Origin of the sequence: Thermogemmatispora sp. (assembly GCF_019683635.1) — a bacterium.
Taxonomy (GTDB): domain Bacteria; phylum Chloroflexota; class Ktedonobacteria; order Ktedonobacterales; family Ktedonobacteraceae; genus Thermogemmatispora.
Genome location: NZ_JADGIA010000069.1, coordinates 1 through 23,786 on the forward strand (window position 1 = coordinate 1; position 23,786 = coordinate 23,786).

14 protein-coding genes and 1 riboswitch are annotated in these 23,786 nt (G+C 63.6%); of the genes, 2 read left to right on the plus strand and 12 right to left on the minus strand.

Annotation, left to right across the window (positions count from 1 at the left end):
* The 9 genes from IRZ31_RS09785 to IRZ31_RS09825 form a co-directional block, all read right to left on the minus strand.
* Positions 1 to 5,093 (minus strand): serine/threonine-protein kinase (locus IRZ31_RS09785; protein ID WP_297152905.1); only part of this gene is annotated, 5,093 nt, incomplete at its 3' end.
* Positions 5,094 to 5,538: 445 nt separating this feature from the next.
* Positions 5,539 to 7,884, minus strand: a complete 2,346-nt coding sequence (metE, locus tag IRZ31_RS09790) for a 5-methyltetrahydropteroyltriglutamate--homocysteine S-methyltransferase (protein ID WP_112426764.1) — start codon at positions 7,882 to 7,884, stop codon at positions 5,539 to 5,541.
* Between the two features lie 74 nt (positions 7,885 to 7,958).
* On the minus strand, positions 7,959 to 8,993 hold the full coding sequence (locus tag IRZ31_RS09795) for a ribonucleotide-diphosphate reductase subunit beta (RefSeq protein WP_112426766.1): 1,035 nt from the start codon (positions 8,991 to 8,993) through the stop codon (positions 7,959 to 7,961).
* A 77-nt stretch (positions 8,994 to 9,070) separates the two neighbouring features.
* Positions 9,071 to 11,602, minus strand: coding sequence for a ribonucleoside-diphosphate reductase subunit alpha (locus IRZ31_RS09800; protein WP_297152906.1), 2,532 nt, complete (start codon positions 11,600 to 11,602; stop codon positions 9,071 to 9,073).
* Between the two features lie 116 nt (positions 11,603 to 11,718).
* Positions 11,719 to 11,949: riboswitch (cobalamin riboswitch) on the minus strand.
* 121 nt (positions 11,950 to 12,070) lie between these two features.
* Positions 12,071 to 12,859, minus strand: coding sequence for an ABC-2 family transporter protein (locus IRZ31_RS09805; protein WP_297152907.1), 789 nt, complete (start codon positions 12,857 to 12,859; stop codon positions 12,071 to 12,073).
* Between the two features lie 7 nt (positions 12,860 to 12,866).
* Positions 12,867 to 13,670, minus strand: a complete 804-nt coding sequence (locus IRZ31_RS09810; protein ID WP_297152908.1) for an ABC-2 family transporter protein — start codon at positions 13,668 to 13,670, stop codon at positions 12,867 to 12,869.
* A gap of 4 nt (positions 13,671 to 13,674) precedes the next feature.
* Positions 13,675 to 14,658 carry an ATP-binding cassette domain-containing protein gene (locus IRZ31_RS09815; RefSeq protein ID WP_297152909.1) on the minus strand — a complete coding sequence of 328 codons (984 nt, stop codon included), beginning with the start codon at positions 14,656 to 14,658 and terminating at the stop codon, positions 13,675 to 13,677.
* 112 nt (positions 14,659 to 14,770) lie between these two features.
* Positions 14,771 to 16,258: a pyridoxal-dependent decarboxylase gene (locus tag IRZ31_RS09820; RefSeq protein WP_297152910.1), complete on the minus strand. Its 1,488-nt coding sequence runs from the start codon at positions 16,256 to 16,258 to the stop codon at positions 14,771 to 14,773.
* Positions 16,259 to 16,417: 159 nt separating this feature from the next.
* Positions 16,418 to 17,782, minus strand: a complete 1,365-nt coding sequence (locus IRZ31_RS09825) for an MFS transporter (RefSeq protein ID WP_297152911.1) — start codon at positions 17,780 to 17,782, stop codon at positions 16,418 to 16,420.
* A 500-nt stretch (positions 17,783 to 18,282) separates the two neighbouring features.
* Between IRZ31_RS09825 and IRZ31_RS09830 the strand changes: the two genes are divergently transcribed.
* A complete protein-coding gene (locus tag IRZ31_RS09830; protein ID WP_297152912.1) occupies positions 18,283 to 19,317 on the plus strand; it encodes a site-specific DNA-methyltransferase in 1,035 nt (344 codons plus the stop codon).
* A 182-nt stretch (positions 19,318 to 19,499) separates the two neighbouring features.
* Positions 19,500 to 20,006: a hypothetical protein gene (locus IRZ31_RS09835; protein ID WP_297152913.1), complete on the plus strand. Its 507-nt coding sequence runs from the start codon at positions 19,500 to 19,502 to the stop codon at positions 20,004 to 20,006.
* Positions 20,007 to 20,053: 47 nt separating this feature from the next.
* Here IRZ31_RS09835 and IRZ31_RS09840 read toward each other — a convergent pair whose 3' ends face one another.
* The 3 genes from IRZ31_RS09840 to IRZ31_RS09850 all read right to left on the minus strand — a co-directional run.
* Positions 20,054 to 20,497 carry a DUF393 domain-containing protein gene (locus IRZ31_RS09840; protein ID WP_297152914.1) on the minus strand — a complete coding sequence of 148 codons (444 nt, stop codon included), beginning with the start codon at positions 20,495 to 20,497 and terminating at the stop codon, positions 20,054 to 20,056.
* Between the two features lie 291 nt (positions 20,498 to 20,788).
* On the minus strand, positions 20,789 to 21,700 hold the full coding sequence (locus IRZ31_RS09845) for a R2-like ligand-binding oxidase (protein ID WP_297152915.1): 912 nt from the start codon (positions 21,698 to 21,700) through the stop codon (positions 20,789 to 20,791).
* Positions 21,701 to 21,859: 159 nt separating this feature from the next.
* Positions 21,860 to 23,786 (minus strand): baseplate J/gp47 family protein (locus tag IRZ31_RS09850; RefSeq protein WP_297152916.1); only part of this gene is annotated, 1,927 nt, incomplete at its 5' end.

Consider the following 23,786-nt stretch of genomic DNA (forward strand, 5'->3'; position numbering starts at 1 on the left):
GTGCAGAGCAGAACGAGGACGGGCGGGAGCAGGGCGGGGCCATTGTAGCGCTGAGCGGCGAGTGTGGCCAGCGCGGTGAGCACAGGCACCAGCCAGAGCAGGTCAGGTGCCTGCTCCAGCAGAGCCACAGCAGTGGCCAGCCCAGCAAAGGCTAAGAGCAGGTACGGCCCCAGCCGGGCAAGAGCGGGCAGACTGGTGGCCCACAACTGCGGGTCGAAGAGGGCGAAGCTGGTGGCGCCGACGCAGACCAGGCCCGCCATGTACCAGGGCAGTGCCCAGCGCCAGCGCTTCCCCTCGGCCTGGGGGCGGCGACGCTGCCAGGCACTCAGCCCCAGGCCCGCCAGGGCCGCGAGAGGTACCTGTCCCAGGAGCAGCAGCGCGTTTGGCAGCTGGCGCGCTGGGGGTGACAGCAGGGCGGCAACGCTGCCTTCCAGCAGTAACAGGGGTACCAGCCAGAGGATCTCTGGAAAGCCCTCCAGCGCGCCGATGGCTGTCGCCAGTCCGGCATAGCCCAAAGGTACGTAGGGATTCTGCTGCCAGGGCAGCCTGGTTCCCGAGAAGAGAGCGATGCTCACCGTCCCCAGGGCCAGCAAGGCCGCCGTATACCACGGGCTGGCACGCAGCAGCCGCTGCTCGCGGCTCTGGTCGCCCAGGCGGCTAAGGGCCAGAGCCACCAGGGCACAGCCAGGGACCAGTAGAAGCGGTAACACGCTCTCCCCAACGAAGCGCAGCTGTGCCGAGAGGAGATCTGGCAGGATCAAGGAGGAGACTTCCAGCACCAGCACGGGGACCAGCCAGAGCGCGGCAGGTGCCTGCTCCAGCAAGGAAACAGCGGTGGCGATGCCAGCGCAAGCTAAGAGCACGTACGGTCCCAGATCGGTCAGTCTTGGCAGCCCTATTGCCTCCAGGCCTCCTGGCCAGTGGATCGGTGCCCATAGTCTCGCGAAGAGGGCGACGCTGGTGGCGCCGATAGCAGCCAGGCCCCCTGTGTACCAGGGGAGCGTCCAGCGCCAGCGCCATTGTCTCTCTTTGGCCTGGGGACGGCGGCGCTGCCAGGCACTCAGCCCCAGACCAACCAGGGCCGCGAGGGGTACCTGCCCCAGGAGCAACAACGCGTTCGGGAGCTGCTCCCCTGGCGGTGACAGCAAGGCGGCGCTGCTGCCTTCCAACAGCAACAGGGGCACCAGCCACAGCGCCTCTGGCAGCTTCTCGACCAGGCCCACCACCGTCACCACCCCCGCCAGTCCGAGCAAGACAAAGGCGCTATACGCTTGAGGCTGATCCTCTAGAGGTGGCAGTGCATGCCACATAACCAGCAGTAGACTGAACAGTCCGGCCACATACCAGGGAACAGCCCAACGCTGGCCTCTGAGGCGGCTGACCAGCATGCCCACCACGGCGGTGCCGACGACCACAGCGGTCAAAGCCACGAATGCATCTTGAACCAGCCAGAGGGCCGCCAGCGCCAGGAGAGCGGCAGGAACGAGCCAGAGGCGGGTTCTGCCCCAGAGGCCAGCCAGATAGGCGGCCAGCGCCATGACCAGGGCCTCGCCCACCGCCAGCCATTCAGAACCCGAGGAGAACGACGCCAGCGCCATCCCGCTCCAATACCACTGGGGCAGCGACTGATTGGAGGTATTAGCCCAATCCACCAGCAGCAGGACTGCCAGCCACAGGCTGGTTCCCAGGGCCACGATGGTCAGCGGCCAGTCCCACTCCCAGAATGTGAACAGGCGTTCAGCCTGCCAGTCCCGGGGTGCCAAGCGTGGAAGCGCAGCCGATCCTGCCGGTAGGAAGCGACGCAGCGTCGCCGCAAGAAGTGGCAGCAGGACAGAGCTCGCCAGCAAGACGATGGCCCATGCATCTGTCGCCCCAAGGACCGCGGAGACCCACAGCCCGAGCAGCGACAGCCCGACGACCAGGAACAAGCCAGGCAGGAAGAGCCAGAGCGAACGGCGCTGGGCGACCAGCAAAGCATACCCCACGGCACCCAGCAGCAGCGGCACCAGAGTCATAGCCTGGAGGTCCTGCTGCTGCGGGAGGAGGACCAAAATCAGGATCGCAGCGGCGAGCGTCACCACCTCCCAGGGGGAGGCATAAGCGCGCCCGGACAGACGATGGAGCAAGGAGGAGAGAGCCAGCAGGCCGCCGCAGAGCAGGCCCAACCACCACAAGGGACCAATCGAGGCCCAACCGATTCCCTGCCCAATGGCCGCATAGTCCCAGACAAAGAGGCCTCCCGGTAGCACCTGCAGCCAGGGCGAGCGCTTAGGACGGAGGAGCTGCTCTCCCTCCGCCGCGGCCTCCGGCGCAGGGAAGAGTGTCATCAGCAGCAGAAGAGCGGCACTGGCGAATACAATCAGGGAGCCGGGCAGGAGGTCCTCCTGTTGGAGAGCGGCTTGCGAGGGCAGAATTGCCAGGAAGGGGATCAGCAGCAACAGGAGGAAGCGTAGCGCCGTCAGCTCGCGCCCGGGGCGCAGGAAGAGCCAGAGCGAGGGTGGTGCCAGACGCGCATAGCCCTCAAAGCAGGTGGCCAGCAGGAGCAGGCCCAGGCTGCTCATCAGCCGTGCATATTGCGGGGCGATCAGACTGCAGGTGAGCGGCACGACCAAAGTGATCAGCGCCAGCAGCGGATACTGGACAGAGGATCTGCGCAGGCGGGCGCCGACGCGCAAGAACCAGGCGAGGGCCAGGAGCAAGGTGATCGGGAAGGCAGAGAGCGGCATAGTGGATTGAGGGGGTGTTTCTGGTTGTAAGATTAATAAGAGCAGGAGTAGTAAGAAGCTTAAGAGACTGGCGATGCCAGTGAGGATATAGGCCAGGAACTGCGCCGAGAAGGCCAGAGGAGCGCGGAGCACATCCCAGGAGGTCCGCAAGAGCCGGGCTAGCGGGGAGTCCCCTGGCGCGAGCTGAGGGTCACCCAACGCCTCCGTCTCGATGAGAGCCAGCACCAGTAAGCCGCTTGCCACCCACCAGCCCCATGGAGAAGGCGCGATGGCCCAGACCAGGGAAACATCAGCGGCCACCAGGGCCACGGCGCAGAGAATAGCAAAGGGACTGAAGCGCTGGGAGACGGCCAGCACGCCGTAGGTCACGGCGCCGTAGAGTGCCGTCAGCGCCAGCAGCCACGGCGTCTCATTGGGGACGATGCTCCTCAAGTCAGGGAAGAGCAAGGGCACTGTGAGCGCGAAGAAGAGGGCATAGATCCCTCTGAACTCGCGGAAGTGGCGAGAGCGCCCGGTGATTACGACCATCAGCGCGAAGAAGCCCTGCGCGCAGATGGTCACTGGCAGTGCGAATGTCTGTTGGGCGATGTGGAAGACCAGGAGCGCGGCCAGCAGCAGAAAGGTACCCAAGGCCACCATCAGGGCTGCCGGCGATTCGATCAGCGGTCGCAGCGTTCTGAGCGGGCTGGGGCGCGGCGGACGTGGTGGGCGTGGTGGCAGCGGAGGGCGCCCTGGAGTGGCTGGCTGTGATATCGGCCTGGAGCTGGCCGCTGTCGAAGGCTGCAGCATAGCGATCTGCGGCCTGTCGACGCTCGCCCCCGGCGCCTGGAGAACCGACTCAGGAGCCTGATGCGGTGACCGAGACACGCTGGCTGGCTCACGCTCACCTGCAGGCATGGCTCCAACGGGAGCGGCACGTTGAGGCCCCTGCTGCGCCTGCAACGCTTTCCTGACCAGCGTGTCGTCGAGCTGAGCAGGCTCCGGTCCGTATAGGGACGCCGGCTGACCTGGTGCTGCCGCCGCTGCTCCCGAGATCGCTGGGGGGGCAGCCGTTCGTTGTGGCGTCTGGGCCTTAGACGGTGCGGCACTTGGCCCGGGCAACTGCTTACTCGCGAGCAGTTGCCGCACCTCCAGGAGACGACGCCGATAGCGATCAATGGCCAGCCCCAGGGGTACAGCGGCAGCGCCGTAGCGCACCTCGCGTCTGAGGGCCAGCAACGAGGGAACGGAGAGCGACGCCAGCTCTCCCAGGCGCATGGAAGCCGCTCCGGCCTGGGCCAGGCGGCTCAGCTCAGCAAGCAGCTGCTCCAGAAAACGCTGCTCCTCCTGAAGATCGGACGGATACCCGCAGGAGGGGCAGGCCAGGGTTGCACTGGTTGCGGGCAAGGGGCGGTGGCAGAGGCGACAGAGGTGCCTCTGGCTGACCTGCTCCTCTGCTGCCATCGCACCCTCCGGCTGATAGAGCACCTGCTCTGAGGGGGCAGGGACAGGTGGTAGCGCTGGCGACTTGGACCCAGGGGAAGAGCTGCCGGAGGGGACTGAGGCAGCGACTGGTTGGCTGGCCGTTCCACGCATGGCCAGGACACAGGCCTCAATAAAGGCTTGCAACGTAGGGAAACGCTTGCCAGGATCTTTCTCCAGAGCGTGCCGGAGCACAGCCTTTAGCTCCTCCGACGCAGGCCCCATCAACGGTGGGGGGGGAGCATGCAGGTGTTGGGCACAGATCTCACGGAAGGAGCCGATAAACGGCGGGTGCCCACTCAGCCATTCGTAGATCAGACAGGCCAGCGCATACTGGTCACTGGCCGCTACCGGCAAGCCCATAATCTGCTCAGGGGCCAGGTAGGCTGCGCTGTCGCGCTCAGCAGCCAGGCGGTCCTGCCAAAGGGTTGGCAGGCTCAGCAGTCCAGCATCGCTCAGCATCAGGCTCCCGTCATCCTTGAACAGGATATTCTCAGGCTTGAGATCCAAATGAAAGAGGCCCTGCCGATGCAGGTGCTGGAGCGCCGCCCCAATCTGGAGCACTGCCGGGAGCACAATCTCAGGACGCAGGCGTGTCCCTTGTGGATAGCGCTGACGCAGCGAGCCGGACTGAGCATACTCAGTGACCACGAATGGCGAGTTCTCGCGCAGGCCAACCTCCAGCACGCGCACCAGGCCGGGATGAAGGACCTGGGCATAGGCCCGCAGCGTCTCCACAAAGCGCAGACGCTCTTTCTCAAGGCGCACTGCAGGAAACAACTTGAAAACGACAGGTTTCCCGCTCGTGCGCTCCTCGCCGACATAGGTTTCGGCGAGGCTGGTTTTCCCCAGGAGATGGCTCAGGCTGTAGGCACCTGGCCCTCCTGCATCGCCCGCTATACTCATGAGTCCACCTCATCGAGGACATGAACCTAGAAGAGAGAAGAGAAAGACAAATCCAACACAGATCAGTGGGTCAATCGGGCTTCTATCGGAAAAGGACAGGGAGACGACAGCTCTCAAGCTGAAGTAAGCCAAAGAACGCGCTGGTGACGGGCAGGCGGGCAAGCAACATCTCTATGCTGAGAGCGCCTGATTTGTCGTCTCATCTGCAAGGCAAGATAGCTGTCAAGAGCAATCGTCGCTAGGAGGCAGCTCACAGGAGTAATGTGACCTCCTTCACAAAGCGGGCGAAGAGGGAAAGCGACCCACGCCGAGCCAGATAGGGAGGGGCGTCCAGGCAACCGTAAGGAAAGGAAAGGAAGGCGCTGAGAGCAGAAGCCAGACGGCGCCGGCGGCCTGTCCTCGCCGGCGCCGTCGTTAGTTGATCTGGGCCCGGGGCGAGCACTGCTTAGCGGGCAGGGCCTGATTGTACCTCAGCCTGTCCACTAGCCAGGCGTGTGCGTACAGCGCGCACTGCCTGCACCAGGTTGGTCAGGGCTGGCCTGACCTCCTCCCAGCGACGGGTTTTGAGACCGCAATCGGGATTAACCCATACCTGTTCTGCGGGCAACACCTCTAGAATGCGCAGCAGGCGCTGCTCGTACTCACTAACCGAAGGGACATGCGGAGAATGGACATCGTAGACGCCCGGACCAATTTCATTCGGGTAGCGATAGCGGACAAAGGCGTTGAGCAGCTCCAGGCGCGAGCGCGAAGCCTCGATCGAGAGCACATCGGCATCCATTGCGGCGATGGCCTCGATGATATCGCCGAACTCAGCATAGCACATGTGCGTATGGATCTGCGTCTCGTCGCGCACCGAGGCCGAGACCAGGCGGAAGCAATCGACGGCCCAGTCGAGGTAGCTGGCCCACTCCGAGCGGCGCAGTGGCAGGCCCTCGCGCAGTGCCGGCTCATCGATCTGGATCACGCGAATTCCCGCCGCCTCCAGATCCTGAACCTCATCGTGCAGGGCCAACGCCAACTGATAGCAGGTCTCGGCACGCGGCTGATCGTCGCGCACAAAGGACCACTGCATCATGGTCACCGGGCCGGTCAGCATCCCCTTGACAGGGCGCGTTGTCAGCGACTGAGCAAAGGCTGACCAGCGCACAGTCATGGGGCCGCGGCGCTGGACATCACCATAGATGACCGGCGGGCGCACGCAGCGCGAGCCATAGCTCTGGACCCAGCCATTGCGCGTGAAGAGGAAGCCGTCGAGTTGCTCAGCGAAGTACTCGACCATGTCGCTGCGCTCGAATTCGCCATGCACCAGGACATCAAGGCCGATCTCCTCCTGAAAACGAATGGTGCGCTCGATCTCGCCCCGGATAAAGGCCTCGTACCCGGCGGCGTCCAGGCGCCCATTCTTGAAAGCGGCCCGCGCGGCGCGCACCTCGTCGGTCTGGGGGAAGGAGCCGATGGTCGTGGTTGGCAAGAGTGGTAGCTGCAGCTGCGCGCGCTGTCGCTGGCGGCGCACAGCGTAAGGACTCTGCCGACGCGCATGCTGGGTCCGCACCTGGCGCACGCGCTGATCGATCTCCTCGTTGTGGATGCGCGGCGAGGTACGGCGGCGCTCGACGGCCTGCCGGTTGCGCTCTAGCTCATGGGCAATCGCCTGCCGTCCCTCGTTGGCTGCCCGCGTCAGGAGGACAATTTCCTGCAGTTTCTGGTTGGCGAAGGCCAGCCATTGCTTCAGTTCGGCGTCCAGCTCGCTCTCCAGCTCCAGATCGACGGGCACGTGCAAGAGCGAGCAAGAGGGAGCCAGGAGAATGCGCTCGGAGCCGAGACGTTCAACCGCTCGCTCAATGAGGGCAAGGGCCTGCTCGAAATCGGTGCGCCAGACATTGCGCCCGTCGACGATCCCCAGAGAGAGCATCAGAGACGAGGGAGCTTCGGCCAGAGCGCGCTCCAGCTGCTGGGGGGCGCGCACCAGGTCGAGATGTACGGCGGCAACCGGGAGGTGTAAGACCGTGGAGAGGGCCGGGCCCAGGTCGCCAAAGTAGGTCGCCAGCAACAGACGCAGCGAGGGCGCAGCCTGGCTGAGCCGGATGTAGCTCTGCTCGATGGCCGGCAGAGCAGCAGGCTCAAGGTCCAGTACCAGACATGGCTCATCGAGCTGCACCCAGTCGGCGCCCGCCGCGGCCAGACGCTGGAGCAGCTCCTCGTAGACTGGCAGCAACTGCTCTAACAGCCCCAGGGGCGAGAGGTCCTCTCGGTGCGTCTTGCCGAGGAGCAGAAACGAGACCGGCCCCAGCAGGACCGGGCGGGTGTGGATGCCCAGGCTCCTGGCCTCGTTGAACTCATCCAGTGGTTTGGTTGAGGTAAGGCGAAAAGAGAGATCTTCCTCAAACTCGGGCACGATATAGTGATAATTCGTGTCGAACCATTTGGTCATCTCCATCGGCGGCACTGCCTCACCCGCTGGGCCGGCTTCAACGCCGCGGGCCATTGCAAAATAGGTTGACAGGTCCAGCGCCAGCGCCCCATTGTCGCCGGCGCGGCGATAGCGCCGCGGAACCGCCCCCACTACCAGTGCCATATCCAGCACGTGGTCATAGAGTGAAAAGTCGTTGGCCGGGATCTGGTCCAGCCCCAGGCGCTGCTGGAGCTGCCAGTGTTCCCGACGCAGTGCAGCGGCCTGCTCGCGCAGTCCTTGCTCGTCCAGCTTCCCTGCCCAGAACTGCTCAAGCGCCCGCTTCAGCTCGCGCTTCGCGCCAATGCGCGGGTAGCCGAGATTGGTAGCCTGCACCATAATCCTCCCTCTTCCTTTCCTCGCGTCTGGTCCGGTCCGACGCAGCAGCGATCAGCAGGGCACGTTCGTCGCCGCTAATCCCATTCGAGCGTCGCCGCCGATCGATACTCCGTGACCCGCGTCTCAAAGAAATTCTTCTCCTTGCTCAGGTCAATGGTCTCGCTCAGCCAGGGGAAGGGATGCGGCTCGTGATAGACCGCCGGCAGGCCGATGCGCTCCAGGCGTCGATCGGCAATATGGCGTACGTAACGCGCAAAAGCCGGGGCGTGCAGGCCCGCGATCCCCTCTGGCAGGCAGTCGTAAGCGTAAGCGATCTCTAGTTCCACCGCCTCCTCAATCAACTCCATAATATGCCGCTCAAACTCGGGTGTCCAGAGGTCAGGGTTCTCAACCTTGATCCCGTTGATCAGGTCAATGCCGAAGTTAAGATGAATGGTCTCGTCGCGCAGAATATACTGGAACTGCTGGCCGATGCCTGTCATGAGGTTGCGACGGTGGAAGGAGAGGATCATGGCGAAGCCGCTGTAGAAGAAGATGCCCTCCATGATCACATAGTAGCCGATGAGGTTGTCCAGAAACTGCTGGGCCTGTTCCGGTTCGGCAGTCGAGAACGTGGGGTCGAGGAGCGCGTAGGTCAGCTTCATCTCGAAGGCATCCTTGCGCTGAATGGCCGGGATGCGGTGGTACATCGTGAAGACTTCGCGCTCATCCAGGCCCAGGCTCTCGACAATGTAGAGGAAGGCGTGGGTATGGACCGCCTCCTCAAAGGCTTGCCGGAGCAGATACTGGCGACATTCGGCGTTGGTGATGTGCTTGAAGATGGCCAGGACCAGGTTGTTGCCAACCAGGCTCTCGGCGGTGGCAAAGAAGCCCAGGTTACGCATGATGACCAGGCGTTCGGCCTCGGAGAGGCGATTGCTACGCCAGAGTTCGATGTCGCTGGCCATCGGGACCTCGTTGGGCATCCAGTGGTTGGCGCAGCCATTCAGATAGTGCTCCCAGGCCCAGCGATATTTGAGCGGCATCAACTGGTTGACGCTGACGGCAGGTCCGTTGATGAGGCGTTTCTCTTCAAGAATATCTTTCTGGTTAAAGGCGTCGGTCGCCATTGGTCTTGGTTCTCCTTCTAGGGTGCCCGTGTGTTGCGTGGCGTGGCACCAGGGCCAACGGGAAATGATGGCCTACTCTACTGGCAAGCTTCACAGTCGTCATCGAGCGAGCAAGCTGCGGCGGGACTGGCAGCGGACGGCAGGGTCACAGGAGCCGCCTCCGTTTGGCTCTCATGGCTGCCAGCTTGCGGGGGCTGGCTGGCCTCTTTGAAGGCTCCGCGCCTGATCTGGATGGCGCTGGAAGGGCTGACATTCTTCATCCAGCGCGGCTGGATTCCCCAGCGATTAATATCGACCGTCGATTTCTCGACCTGGGTCGCGGCCAGCGTGCGCAGGTAGTAGGTCGTTTTGAGTCCCTTTTTCCAGGCCCGCATATAGATCTCATGCAGTTGCTTGCCGCTGGGCGAGGCCAGGTAGAGATTGAGCGACTGCCCCATGTCGATCCACTTCTGGCGCCGGCTGGCGCACTCGATCAGCCAGCGCGGGTCGATCTCGAAGGCTGTCAGGTAGCGTTGCTTCAGCTCCTCTGGCACCATTGGCAGCTCCTGCAAGGAGCCGTCGTAGTACTTGAGGGCTTCCAGCATGTCGGCGTTCCAGAGGCCGGCGGCCTTCAGGTCGTTGACCAGGAAGGTGTTGACCGTGGTGAACTCGCCCGACAGGGTACTCTTGACATAGAGGTTCTTGTAGATCGGCTCGATCGACGGGCTGACGCCGACGATCAAAGAGATGGTGGCCGTCGGGGCGATGGCCAGGACATTGCTATTGCGCATGCCATGCTGGCGGATGTGGGTGCGCACCGCTTCCCAGTCGAGGGTGGTGCGGCGGTCCATCTCCAGGGGTTGGCCGCGCTCCTGCTCCAGCAAGGCGATGGTATCGATAGGCAGCAGACCACGGTCCCACTTGGAGCCGCGATAGCTGGGATAGGGGCCGCGTTCGGCAGCCAGCTCACTGGAAGCCAGGATGGCATAGTAGGAGATAGCTTCCATGCTGCGATCGGCGAACTCGACCGCCTCCTGGGAGGCGTAGCTGAGGCCGAGCAGGAAGAGGGCATCCTGGAAGCCCATGACGCCAAGCCCGACAGGACGATGGCGCAGGTTGGCCGTGCGCGCCTCCGGAGTGGGATAGTAATTGATGTCGATGACGTTGTCGAGCATGCGCATGGCCGTTTGAATGGTTGACCGTAACTTTTGGTGATCGAGCTGACCATTGGCAATGTGGGCCACCAGGTTGAGCGAGCCGAGATTGCAGACGGCGGTTTCCTCTTCCGAGGTATTGAGCAAGATCTCCGTGCAGAGATTGCTGCTGTGGATGACGCCGGCGTGGTCCTGGGGCGAGCGCACATTGGCCGGATCTTTCCAGGTCAGCCAGGGGTGGCCGGTCTCGAAGAGGCGGGTGAGCATCTTGCGCCAGAGTTCGACCGCTGGCAGACGCTTGAAGAGGCGAATCTTGCCCTCATCGGCCAGGCGCTCGTACTCGCGGTAGCGCTCGGCGAAGGCGCGGCCATAGAGTTCGTGCAGGTCGGGCACCTCATCAGGGCTGAAGAGGGTCCACTGCTCCCCGCGCTCGACGCGGCGCATAAACTCGTCGGAGATCCAGCAGGCCGTATGCAGATCGTGGGTCCGGCGGCGTTCATCGCCGGTGTTGCGCCGCAGATCCAGAAAGTCTTCGATGTCCAGGTGCCAGTTCTCCAGATAGGCGCAGACGGCGCCCTTGCGCTTGCCGCCCTGGTTGACGGCCACAGCGGTATCGTTGACGACCTTGAGGAAGGGAATGACTCCCTGGCTACGGCCATTGGTGCCCCGGATGTGTGCGCCCAGAGCGCGCACGCGGGTCCAGTCGTTGCCCAGGCCGCCGGCCCACTTGGAGAGCAGGGCATTATCCTGAATGGACTTGAAGATGTGCCAGAGATCGTCTTTGACGGTGGTCAGGTAGCACGAAGAGAGCTGCGGGTGGGAGGTGCCTGCATTGAAGAGCGTGGGCGTTGCCGGCGTGAAATAGAACTGCGAGAGCACTTCGTAGAATTCGGCGACGCGCTCCTCCCGGTGCGCTTCGTTGAGAGCCAGGCCCATAGCCACGCGCAGCCAGAGCAGTTGCGGCAATTCGAAGCGCTGCCCCTCGTACTGGAGCAGATAGCGGTCGTAGAGCGTCTGCAGCCCGGGATAGGTGAAGAGCAGGTCGCGCTCGGGATGAATCAGGGCGGCGATGCGTTCCAGGTCGAAGGTGGCCAGGCGGGGATCAAGCAGCCCGGTGTCGAGGCCACGCTGGATGTAGCGCGGCAGATAGCGCCGATAGGCGCTTTGCATGGCGGCAAAGCTGCAGGGGAGGTGCTCGTCCGGGCTGAGCGCCTCGCGATAGAGTGACAGGAGCAGGATGCGAGCGGTGATGTAGCTGAAGGCCGGTTCTTGCTCAATATGGGCACGCGCTACCAGCAGCAGTGCCTGCCACAGCTCCGTTTCGGAGAGGCCAGCACTGAGGGTGGCCTGGACCTCCTCCAGGAGCTGGGCGCGGTCGACACGATCCTCAAAGCCGTGGCAGACCTCGGCAAGCACCTGCTCGGGGTCGATGGCCACGGGGGTGGCCGGGCGCGTCTGATTCGCTGGGAATGACATGCCGTTTTCCCTCCTTGAGATGAAAAAAAAGCCTGTTCCCTCGACGGAAACAGGCTGACACGCACAGACAGCCTCGTGAACGGGCTGCCCGCTGGTCTACCCTTTCACGCGAAGGGATCGAGCCAGATCCCACAGGTGGGCATTCGGGCTTAGTGCCTCCGTCCGTCGGCTGGTCCTCTCATGCTAGCAAGTGCTGGTGATCTCTCCTCCGCGCTTTGGACCGTTGTCGGCGGGGATCGATCGGGACGGGGCAGCTTACCGCTGCGCGACAGCGCCGGATTCTCACCGGACTTCCCCCATGTTTCAGCGATGCCACGACAGCATCGCCCTGTGGGTGTCTTTCTCTCTTCGGTTGCCAATGAGCACAAGATATAGGTAGGTACGGGCGGTAAGATACCATATGTTGTATTGGAAGTCAAGCAGGAGAGGCTGGCTCTCCCCTGGTACTTCTTTCCTGTTTTTGGGGACTCAGGCCGAGGCGCCGCTGTAGTAGCGAATGGCGAAGCGCCAGAAGAGGCGCGAGGCCAGCAGCGCCAGGGCCGCCAGCAGCAGGGTACCCGCCAGGACCAGCCAGGTCAGGCGGGCGGTCAGGGCTTCGGCGGGTACGGTCACAGCGAAGGCGACCGGGACAACGAAGGTCAGAATGGCGCGCAGCCAGCCGGGATAGATGTCGACCGGCCAGCGCCCGGCCTCGTACATGCTCTCGAAGATGACCAGGATATTCTCCATGCGCACATACCAGAAGGAGAGGGTGGCCAGGAAGAGCACAAAGCTATAGATGATGACAGCGCCGGCCAGCAAGGTCAGAGCGAAGGCCAGCAACTGGAGGGGTCCGGGCAGGCTGCCATGCCAGAGCATGGCCCCTACGAGCAAGGCCATTCCCAGCAAGACGTCGAGGAGTTTCCACATGTCGATCTGCTGGATGCTGACGAGCAGCTGGGCGTCCTCGGGTCTGGTGAGTACGTAGTCGAGGGTGCCCTGGCGCACCTGCTCAATGAGGCGGTTCATGCCGGGCATGATGATCATGTTGATGGCGCCCCCGATGAGGAAGTAGACGCCGATGAGGGTGAGCAGTTCATCGGCACTCCAGCCATTGAGGACCCGGGTATAAGAGAAGACAACGCTGACGAAGGCCAGGGCTGTTCCCAGGTCAATCAGTGACTCGACGATCTGCAGCCAGAAGCTGGCCCGATAGGCCAGTTCGCCCAGGATGCTGACGCGGAAAAAGGTCCACAGGAGACGTAGATAGGTACGCATAGCAGACTTACCCTCCTACCGCCGTGTAGCGTTTGAGGCCGCGTCGCCAGGTGAGGCTGAGCAGGCCGAGGCCGAGAAGCAGCCAGATGAGCTGAGCGAGAAAGCCGGTGACCACGGCCTGGGCGCTGAGGCCAGTGCTGAGCAACTGGGCCGGGAAGGCGACCATCCATTGAAAGGGGAGCCAGGCGGTGACCGCCTGCAGCGGGGCCGGCAAGAAGGATAGGGGGAGCAGTTGCCCTGAGAGGAAGAGGACGACGACCACATAGAGCTGGTTGATGACGTTGACCTGGGTCAGCCAGAAGGCCAGGAGGGCCAGGGTCCATTCCAGGGTGAAGCGCAGGGCGAAGGCCAGGAGCAGGGCCGGCAGGAAGGTCGCCAGGTTGGCAGTGCTGGGCGTAAAGCCGGCGTGGAAAGCCAGCCAGAGAATCAGCGTCACCAGTCCGATGACCGGTAGCATGAGGATCTTGTAGGCCAGGTGTTGGGCGATGTCCGCGTGGATGGGGTGGACGGGTCGCAGCAGCAAAGGCGAGAATTCGCCTTCGCGTACGCGCCGGCTGAATTCCCAGAACACCCAGGTCTGGGTGGCGTAGTTGACCAGCATGGTGGCGATGAAGTAGGCGGCGAAGCCAGAGGGACTGTAGCCGTTGACTTCCCCACCTTCATTGCGGGCCACAGTCGACCAGACGCTGATCGAGACCGCTGGCCCCAGGGCGACCTCGATGAGCCAGATGACAAGGGCGGCGCGGTATTGGAGCTGTTCGGCAATGGCCGTCTTGAGCTGCTGGCGGTAGACGGCGATGAGGTGAGTCATGCGCTTAGACAACCTCCTCCTGGGTAAAGATTTGTTCGATGACGGTCTCTATGGGCGGGTCCTCAACGCTGAGGTCGAGGACTGGCAGGTCCGTCAGCAGGCGGGCGGTGGCACGGGCAACCGCGCTTTTGGGCACGCGCAGGGTGATCTGATCTTCGCTCTGACTGAGGACCTCGCCGTAGGGACGCAGGTCAGCTGGCTCTTCCAGACGCACGACGATGGTCTTGTAAGGAGAGAAGCGCTCGACCAGGCGGGTGAGATCGCCGTCGAAGAGCATGGTGCCGTGGTGGATGAGGATGACGCGCCGGCAGAGGGCTTCGACGTCAGCCATATAGTGGCTCGTCAGCAGCACGGTTGCCCCCGTGCGACGGTTGTATTCGCGGATAAAGTCGCGAATGCGGCGCTGCATGACGATGTCCAGGCCGATGGTCGGCTCGTCGAGAAAGAGGACCTGTGGACGATGGAGCAGAGAGCCAGCGATCTCGCATTTCATGCGCTCTCCCAGGGAGAGATTGCGCACGGGCTTGTGCAATAGGGGGGCCAGTTCCAGGAGATCGGCCAGTTCGTCCAGCATGCGACGGTACTGAGCCGGGGGAATGCGGTAGATGGCCCGGTTCAGCTCAAAAGAGTCGATGACGGGGATGTCCCAGATGAGTTGCTGGCGCTGGCCCATGACCAGGGCGATCTGGCGCAGGAAGGCGCGCTCGCGTCGCCAGGGGATGTAGCCCAGGACACGGACCTCGCCGGCGCTGGGGTAGAGGAGTCCGGCCAGCATCTTGAGGGTGGTGGTTTTGCCGGCCCCGTTGGGACCGAGGAAGCCGATGATTTCGCCCGGTTCGATGGTGAAGGTCAGATCGTCGACGCCAACGATTTCTTGCATCTGGCGTTGAAAGAGGGCGCGTAAGGCAGCGCCCAGGCCGGCCTCGCGCTCGTAGACGCGGTAGACTTTGCGCAGGTGCACAACGTTGACTGCCGCTACGGCTGTCATAGTTCTCGATGGCTCCTTCGTTTGGGAAGGTTTCTCCCCCCTTGTGTTTTTTTTCTTTCTTGCTTGAGTATAGCGGGTCCTGGTGGGAGGGCGTCAATGTGCTCAGATCCAGTCAAGATCTCGACTGAGAGGCGCCACGCTGATGCTCCTGCGCGATGAGGCGCTCCAGGGCAGCCTGCAGCCGGTCGATGATCTCCTCATCGGTGTAGGGGTTGAGCAGAACGGCACGCAGCCAGCGTTTGCCTTGATAGGATGGCAACGAGAGGAAGATACGCTCTTGCTCCAGAAGCGCGGTCTGCAGGCGAGCATTCAAGGCATCGTGCGCTGCGGGAGGCAGCCAGGCTGGCTCGGCGCGGAAACAGAGGAGATTGGTCTCGGGAGCGTGAGCAAAGCGTAGCTCGGGCAGAGTCCGCAGGCGCGCGTAGGCCAGGCTGGCCAGGCGACAGCCTTCCTCGACGAGGCGGGCGTAGCCGCGCCGCCCCAGATGTTGGAGCGAGAGCCAGAGCTTGAGGATGTCGCTGTGGCGCGTTCCCTGCAGGCCGATCTCGCCCAGATTTGTGGGAGGCGCAGCGGGGTCCGTCTCCTCTGGCTGTTGGCGCATGTAGGGGGCCGGGATACGAAAGGCGCTGCTGAAGAGCGAGCTGTCGCGCAATAGAAGCATGGCACAGGTCTTGGCCACGTAGAGCCATTTCTGCGGATTAAACGTCAAGGAGTCGGCCTCTTCGATGCCGGCCAGGCGTGGTCGCAGGCGCTCAGAGAAGACCAAGGCACCGCCGTAGGCGGCATCGACGTGAAACCAGAGGCCATAGCGCCGGGCGATGGCCGCGATGGGGGCCAGGGGATCGATGAGGCCGGCAACGGTAGTGCCGGCGGTGGCCACGATGCAGAATGGGCGCGCTCCCCGCTCTTGGGCCTGCTCGATCAATTCAGGGAGGCGACGGGTGTCGAGATGGCCGTCGGTGTCGAGCGGTACCGGGATGACGGCCTGGTTCCCCAGCCCGAGGAGCATGGCGGCCTTCTGCAGCGAGGTATGGGCGGCCTCGGAGGCGAAGAGCACAGGGCGCGTGCTGAGGGAGGTCAAGGCGCCGTCGCTCAGATCCAGGATGTGGTTGCGGGCGATGGCCAGGGCCTCCAGGTTGGCCAGGCTGCCGCCGCTGAGCAGGAGGCCGCCGGCCCGAGGCCCCAGTCCGAAGAGCTGGGCCAGTTCGCGCAGAGTGGCCCATTCCAGGCGCGAGAAGGCGGGCGACATCTCGATGCTGAGCATGTTGTTATTGACCGCGGCGCTCAGCAGGTCTCCGACCAGCGACATGGTCGTCGGCAGCGAATCCATGTGGCCGATGTAGCCAGGATGGGCCGGGTGCATCGAGGCTGTGATGAGCGTACGCAGGTGGGCAAGCAGCTGCTGCTCTGGCAGGCCCTGCTCTGGTAGCGAGGTTGCCGGCAGGGGAGGCTGTTCAGTCGGCAACGGCGAGTGGTCGACGGCCTGGGTTGCGTAGTCAAGGGCCAGGCGCAGGGCTTGCCCCAGCAGTGGGGCGACTGCCGCGCGATTGTGCCCAGTGGGTGCGATAAAGGCCGAGATAGGGAGGTCGGTGAGATCCATCGCTTCTCTTGCTTACTCCTTTTTTCGGGAAAAGTGAAGCCAGGCGGAGAAGGCTGAGGGGGAGGCAGTGGCTCTTGCCCTCAGCCTTCTCTCTTATTCTGCCGCCAGTGGCTATCGTCAGCAAGGGGGCAGGCGTGGGTCCTGCTCGGCTGAGGCCAGCTAGCGAGCGATGATCTCCAGGGTGCGCCCGGTGCTGCGAGGGCCGAGGAGGGCCACGTCCAGGCAGAGGATGACGAGGAGGACGGCCTCGCCGGCGAAGACAGCGACCGGTCCCAGCGACTTGAGGACGGGGAGGGCGGCGAAAGGCAGAATGGCGCTCACCAGACGGCTCAAGCTGTAGGCGATGCCGACTGCCGTGCCGCGCATGCGCGTGGGGAAGATTTCGGCCTGGTAGATGTGGAAAGCGTTGGAGAAGATGTTACTTACCGTGGTGAGGAGGAAGCCCGAGAGCACCAGTACAACGGAGGAGGTGGCGAAGCCGAAGCTGAGGCCAAAGAGGGCGATGAGAAGGGCGGAGGTGACGATGAGCCATTTGCGCTCAACGCGCTCAACGAGGAAGATCGAGATGAAGGAGCCGAGGGGATAGCCCAGGAAGCTGAGGGCCGTGTAGCCCAGTGACGTGACGACGCTGAAGCCCTTGGCTGTGAGGACGACGGGGGCCAGGGAGCCGAAGCCGTAGTAGCCAACGGTCTGGAGGATCTGGAAGATCCAGAGCATGATCGTGCGTTTGGCATAGACGCCGCTGAAGATTTCGGCAATGGTGGCCCGCGTCTGCGGCTCGACGACAACCGGCTGCGGCTCGGGCAACTCTTTGAGGCCGTGCTCGCGCATGATCTGCTCTTCCATGCTGGTGAGGGCGGCGTTGGCGGCGGCTTCGTCCTGACGGATTTCGTGCCAGCGCGGCGACTCGGGCAGGTTGCGGCGCAGGAGCCAGACGATCAAAGCTCCGAGCGAGCCGACGATGAGGAGCCAGCGCCAGCCGTCCAGGCCAAGGAAGCTGCCTTTGATGACGAAGCGCCCGACGAAGCCGGCCAGGGGGACGCCGAAGAAGCCCAGGGTATAGGACCAGGCGGTGTAGCGTCCGCGGGCGTGGCGTGGGATCATTTCACCCATGTAAATGTCGGTGAGGGGTGGCTCGGCTCCCAGGCCGATGCCGGCCAGGAAGCGGAAGATGACGACCCAGATGAAGTTTGGGGCGAAGGCGGCGATGAGCGAGAAAAGGGAGTAGATCAGCAGGTCGACCATGTACATGCTGCGCCGCCCGATGTAGTCGGAGACGATGCCCAGGACGATGGCCCCAATGAACATGCCGAGGAAGCCGGAGCCGATGACGAGGGCGGTCTCGAAGGTGGAGAGGTGGAAGAGGGGAGTGAGCACGGCTCCAAGCAGGCCGCCCAGGAAAATATCGTAGAGGTCAAAGAAGGTGCCGATGCCTAGCACAAAGCTGAGCCTGCGGTGCAGTGAGGAGAGGGGTAGGCGATCGATGCGTGAGGCCACGGTGATGCGACGTTCTGCTGCTTCCATGAGCGCTTTGCCTCCATTGCAGTGATGGTGAAAGTGCGCGTGCTCAGCGCGCTGCAGGCTACTCGGGGCGCTCGCGGCCAGGAGTAGCGCCAGATGTTGCCCGCCAGTGGGCGCAGGCGCAATGGCGATAAACTCTTTGCCTGATACGATGTGGCGTTCTTAGGGCTGTGACGCTTGAAAGGGGTTCACCTCCTTCTGTCCTGTCTGTTCCGTTGCCTTGGTTTCCGCCATTCCTCACGCTCCCACATGTTTTCATTGTACCTTCTCCGACTCCATATGTCCATATGGAGATAGGTCTCTGGCGAGGAAGGTTCTCTGTCTGTCGGGGCCTGTCGAGCGCGGCCTGTATTTGCGGTAGAGTTTTCCTGTGCTATAGTAATGATTTGTGCTCACTGGGAGCGTGTGGGCATACAGCCGCCATCGATCAGGCCCGGGGCATCTGCCCGGCTGGCGGTGTGGGGCTGGAGGAGACTTCCCCGGAGGGAGGCATCAGTTCAGCAGTGGTGGCAGAGCTGATCTGGCAGCAGAAGCACAATCCCTATGCGGAGGGACTGCCGCCGGCGCCGCGCCTGCAGATCTGTGAGCGCGTTCCGGCGCTGGCTGGCCCTGGCCCTGGCCCCGAGGCCGAGGATGAGGCGGCAGCGGGCTGGGAGAATCGTCTGATCCACGGTGATAAGAGCCTGGTGCTGCCGGCCTTGCTGGCGGAATTTGCCGGGGCCGTTGATCTGATCTATATCGATCCTCCGTTTATGAGCGAGCGGACCTATCGCGGGGGCCGGGGCCTGGCCTACGACGATCGCTGGCGGGGCAATCTGGATGGGTATCTGCAATGGCTCTATGAGACGTTCCTGCTGCTCTTTCGTCTGTTGGCTCCTCATGGAAGCCTCTACGTGCATCTGGACTGGCGCGCTGTGCACTTTGCTCGCCTGCTGCTGGATGAGGTCTTTCGGGAGGCGATGCCAGTGGGTGGCGGTTTCCAGAACGAGATTATCTGGCATTATCATTCTGGCGGGCGCCCCCGACGCTCCCGCGGGTTCGCTCGCAAGCATGATACGCTGCTCCTCTATACCCGCTCGCGCCAGTACTGTTTTCATGGGGAGCGCGTTGGTCCGCTGCGGGGGCGCGAGCGGCGCAATCATATGCGGCGCCAGGTGGAGGCCGATGGGCGGGTCTGCTGGACGATTCGCGCGGGGGGCCGTCTCTATCGCTACTACGAGGATGAGCCGATGACGCCGGCTGATGTCTGGTGCGATATCAGCCATCTGCATCAGCGCGATCCCGAGCGCAACGGCTATGCGACTCAGAAGCCAGCGGCGTTGCTGGAGCGTATTCTGCTGGCTTCCAGTGAGGAGGATGATCTGGTGCTCGACTGCTTCTGCGGGAGCGGTGTGACACCGGCGGTGGCCGAGCGTCTGGGCCGGCGCTGGATCGCCTGTGATGGAAGCCCGCTGGCGATCGAGGTGACGCGCGAGCGCTTGCTGCGATTGGCTCCCCGCCGTCCTTTCTGTGTGCAGCGTCCCCTACCCTGGCCATAGGCAGATTTGCTGCCGCTGGTGGCCGAGGCTTGCCGCGCGTGTGTGACTGTGCTATCCTGTAAATGAGCTGCCGCAAGAATCAGTTTTTCTCTCTTTTGTAAAATGTGATCGTTCTGTATAGGAATGTGGTGATTGTTGGGTTCAGTGATTGTGGAGGTCAAGTGGAAAGAGGTGTGTGGCGTATGCAGATGAAGAAGACGGCTATTCCTTCGACTCCCCGCTATGAGAAAAGCCTCGTTGGGCGCCCGCTGCGTTTGCCGACGCATAACTATGGCTGGACGGGGACCTATCTGGTGACGTTGCTCGCGGAGCCGTATGCGCCGAGTTTTGAGGAGCCGGCGCTGCGCCGGATTTTGGAGGAGACCTGGCAGGCTTTGCCGCGCCCTTTCCCCGGGCTGACGCTGGATACGTTTGTGATCGGGCCGCAGCAGGTGCAGTTTATTCTTTCTTTTGAGGGCAATACCAATCGGACGATGACGCTGGGCCGGGTGGTGGAGGCTTTTAAGTCGTTGGTGGCGGTGGCCTGGCTGGCTCATCTGGAGCAGGTGCGTGCGCCCAGTCCGACGCCGCCGTTGCGCATCTGGCAGCGCTCCTATAGCGAGCGCTATCTTCACGACGAGTGTGAGCTGGAAGAGGTGCGTCAGGCGCTGCGCAGCGGTGCCTTGCCGGCGGAGCCAGAGGTGCCCTGAAGGTTCTGGCCAGCGGCTGAGCTGCTGGGGAGAGAGACAGGCTGAGCTTAGCGCTGCGGCGACTCATGGCGGCTGGCGCCGCAGGGGGCGCCGGGGCGCTGGCAGAAGGGTCTGACGCCTGGCAGGTACTGGCGATGGGCGGCCACCCAGCGATAGAGGTGCTCGGCGAGCGGTCCCAGGCCGGGCAGGCGGTAGAGGTGCTGCCAGAGGGGAAAGCCGATCAGCAGGTCCAATGCATAGGCGAGGGCCTGGGCACCGCGGTAGCGCCGTCCGTCAGGGAGGATGATCCAGACGCTCTCTTCACAGGCTCTGACGCTGAGTCCGTAGCGCTCGGGCAGGCCAGCGATCTGGAAGGGAAGGCAGGTCACTCGCCGGCCTCGGTCCAGGCGGCGCAGGAGTTCGGCTGTGGCCGTACAGAAGTCGCAGCTGCCGTCAAAGATGACGATGGCTTTGACGGGATGGCGATAGGCTTGATAGGCTTGATCGGACATAGTGGGACTGGCGCCGGCCATCGCTGCCGTCGTTTGGGATTGGCCTCCTCTCTTTGCTTTGCCGACTGCTTTTACTATAGCACATCCCGGGGGTGGCTGGGGAAGCGGGAACCTTTTGCCACGGGTGGCGCCACGATCTGCCCCCATCCTGGCGAGGGCGGGATCGTGTGCCAGGGAAGGAGCGGAGCGATGGGTAGTGTAGCCGTGGCCCCCTGAGCCTTTGCTGACTCAGGGGGCCAGGTGAGCGGTGACCATACATCGTGGATAAGAGGGAGACGCTGCAACAGAAGGCTATGCCGGTTCGTCTGTCTCGCTTGATTGGTAGATTTCTTCCAGGCTTTGCTGACGCGCTCGCCCGATGCGGTCGAGGCGCTTCTGAAATTGGGTAGTGGCGTAGGAGAGGTATTCGTCGATCTGCAGGTCGAAGGCAGGCGATTCCTGCGTTTCTCGTACTTCGAATAGCTCGTTGATGACGCCCAGGGCGTAGGTCAGTAGCTCGCTCATGTAGGTCTGGATGACGTCCCAGAGGCGCGGCTCCTGGGCAACCAGGCGCGAGAGGAGGAAGACACCATAGGCCAGGTGCCGTGATTCGTCGCGCTTGAGGTAGCCGACCCCCTGACGCAGGCCGGGAAGGATGTTGAGGCGCTCTAGCATGTTGAAATAGGCATGATAGCCGGTCTCGGCCAGGACCCCTTCGACGATCATGTTGTAGACAACACTGGCGCGGGCCTGAGCCTCGGGCGAGGGATCGCTGAGGAGGGCGTGCATGCGCTGGGGCAGTTCTTCATAGAAGATTTTGCGATAGCTGGGGGTGTGGTAACGGTGCAGGTCGCTGTGCTCGTGGGCTACTTCGTCGAGGAAGCGGCGGAAGAATTCGGTGTGTTTGGCTTCTTCCCAGAGGAAGGTGGTGAGGTACATCTCTTCTTCGAGCCGGCCCTCGCGGGCAATGGTCAGGATGAGAGGGAGCAGGTCGAGGGTGACGCTCTCCTCGCCGGCCTGGAAGAGCGAGCTGAGGTAGAGCAGGGTTTCGCGCTCGCCCTCGTTGAGGCGCTGCCAGTCCTGGATATCCTGCGAGAAGTCGATGGCGCGCGGGTCCCAGATGCCAAGTTTCTTGGCTTTGTGGTAGAGGCGCATCGGGAGGATGTCGTGGCGTAGGCCGCGCTCGCTGGTGGTGATGAAGGCGGCGTGTGTGCTCTGTGTCATGCTTGCCTGCTTTCTGTCTGGGCAGTCGTTGTTTGACGTTGGGTTTCTCGCCGATTGTATGACTGACTGAATACCAGTCAGTCATCTTTTTCAATGATACCTGTGATGCCGGTTGGCTGTCAAGGGGAGTGGGCAGGCCAGGCTTGGCTTCGCCCGGTCTCATTGGCTGTTGACGACGATCTGGATCTGGTCGGCGCGCTGGGGAAGGGTCTGGCTGCCAAAGGGTAGGCGGAGCTGAACGGAGGCAACGCCGGGCTGGGAACGCAGATAGGTCTGGGCGACTTCGCTGCTGGTGCCGCGCAGGTCCTGCTGCCAGCGAGCGATGGTCTGGGGGCTGATCCGGTAGCTCCAGGTGCCGTGGACGCTGACGCTCAGGTAGGTGATGCCGTGGTTGCCTCGGTCGGTGACGGTGGGCGTGGAGGCGCTGAGGCTGCGAGGCTGCAGCTGGTAGGCTGGCCCAAGGGTGCGCTGGGCCTGGCGGCTCAGGAGGTCGCTGGCGAGCTGGCGGGCCTGGGCGGGCTGGTAGGCGGTGGCGCTGCCTGTGACCTGAAGCTGGACGCGTACCTGGTCGGCCTTGCTGCCGAGCGGTGGGTCGGCTGTGAGGCTCACCTGGTAGTTTGGTGTGCCAGCCAGGGTTTCGCCCTCTTTGAGAGCGGCTCGTAGCTGGTCTGCAAGCTGATGCTCTAGCTGGGGAAGGAGCGTCTGGCGGGCACGATCGAGGTCGTCCTGGGCGACGATGTGGATGGTCTGGCCATCGCTGCCGCCGCTGAAGGCAGCGGGGTTGGTGACCTGGATCTGGGTCGGGCGCCCGCAACAGGGCTGGGCGATGTCGCCAGCGGGAATGTTCCCCTGGGCACCGGGGTTGACGGCCTGGGCGGCGGCGACGGCGGTTCCGTCCTGGTCGTTCTGACGCGGCGGCACGACGACCGTGGTGAGAAGGCGGACGCTGATGCCCGAGTTGCCGCTGAAGGTGCTGCCCGCTGGGACGGTGACCGGCTGCAGGCCGTGGTTGCTGAAGAGGAGAAGGCCGCGGGCGTTGCTGCCCTGGGTGGTACGGGTGCCGGTGGTGGCGACGGTTTGGGCAAGGCTGCGGCTGGCGCTGAGGAGGCGCGCGGGGATGGCGCGTGTGTTGAGGTCGATGGCCTGGATCTGGGGCGAGGCCGTCAGGAGGTAGGTGTCCTGCAGGGTGCGGCTCTGGGCGTTGATGGTGATGACGACGGTGGGATCAGCTCCAAGCAGGGGGACCCCCGGCGGGAGTAGCCCCATATTGAGGGCGCGGGCGGCGAAGAGGAGCATGAGGAGGATGGCGATGACGATCAGGGCAATGGCCACGAAGAGCGAGAGGGGGCGCTTGCTGCTGGTTTGGGGGCGGATTCGTCCTCTCAGCGGTGGCTGTGGCTCCTCGGTGATGCGCTGGATGGCCGGGCGGGCCTGGGCCGCTAGAGCGGGCGGACGGCCACGGCGTGGGATGGTGAGCGGCTCGGGCATGGGAAGGGCCACGGTGCGCGGCTCCTGGCGCGAGCGGTAATCGGGCGCGGGCTTGGGCCGAGAGAGGGCTTCGGCGGTGACGTCGGGCAGGGTGGTGGCGGCTGCGATGTCCTCTTCGGGCGGCAGTTCTTCGATCTGCGGCTCCTCGGGACCGCCATAGGCGTAGTCCTGGAATGGCTGCGGGTGTGAGCGGCGTGGCTCTGGCTCAGCTTCGAGGGCAGGCTCCGGCCAGGCTTCTTGCGCTTCCTGGGCCGCGGGTATGGTCTGGCTTTCTTCGAGGGCCAGGATGACGGCCTCGCGCAGGACGGCAATGCTCTGGAAGCGCTCGTCGTCGCGCTTGGCCATCGCTTTGCGGACGACGCGGTCGAAGGCTGCTGGTACGCGCGGGTTGCGCCGCGAGGGGCGCGGGATGGGGGCGCGCAGTTGCATCTGGATGACTTTGATGTCGTCGGGGTCATCGTAGGGCAGTTCACCGGTGAGCATCTGGAAGAGGAGGACGCCGAGGGCGTAGATGTCGGTGAGGGGGGTGACGATGCCACGCGTCTGCTCGGGGGCCATGTATTGCGGAGTGCCGGGGACCTGGTCGAGGGGGATGGGG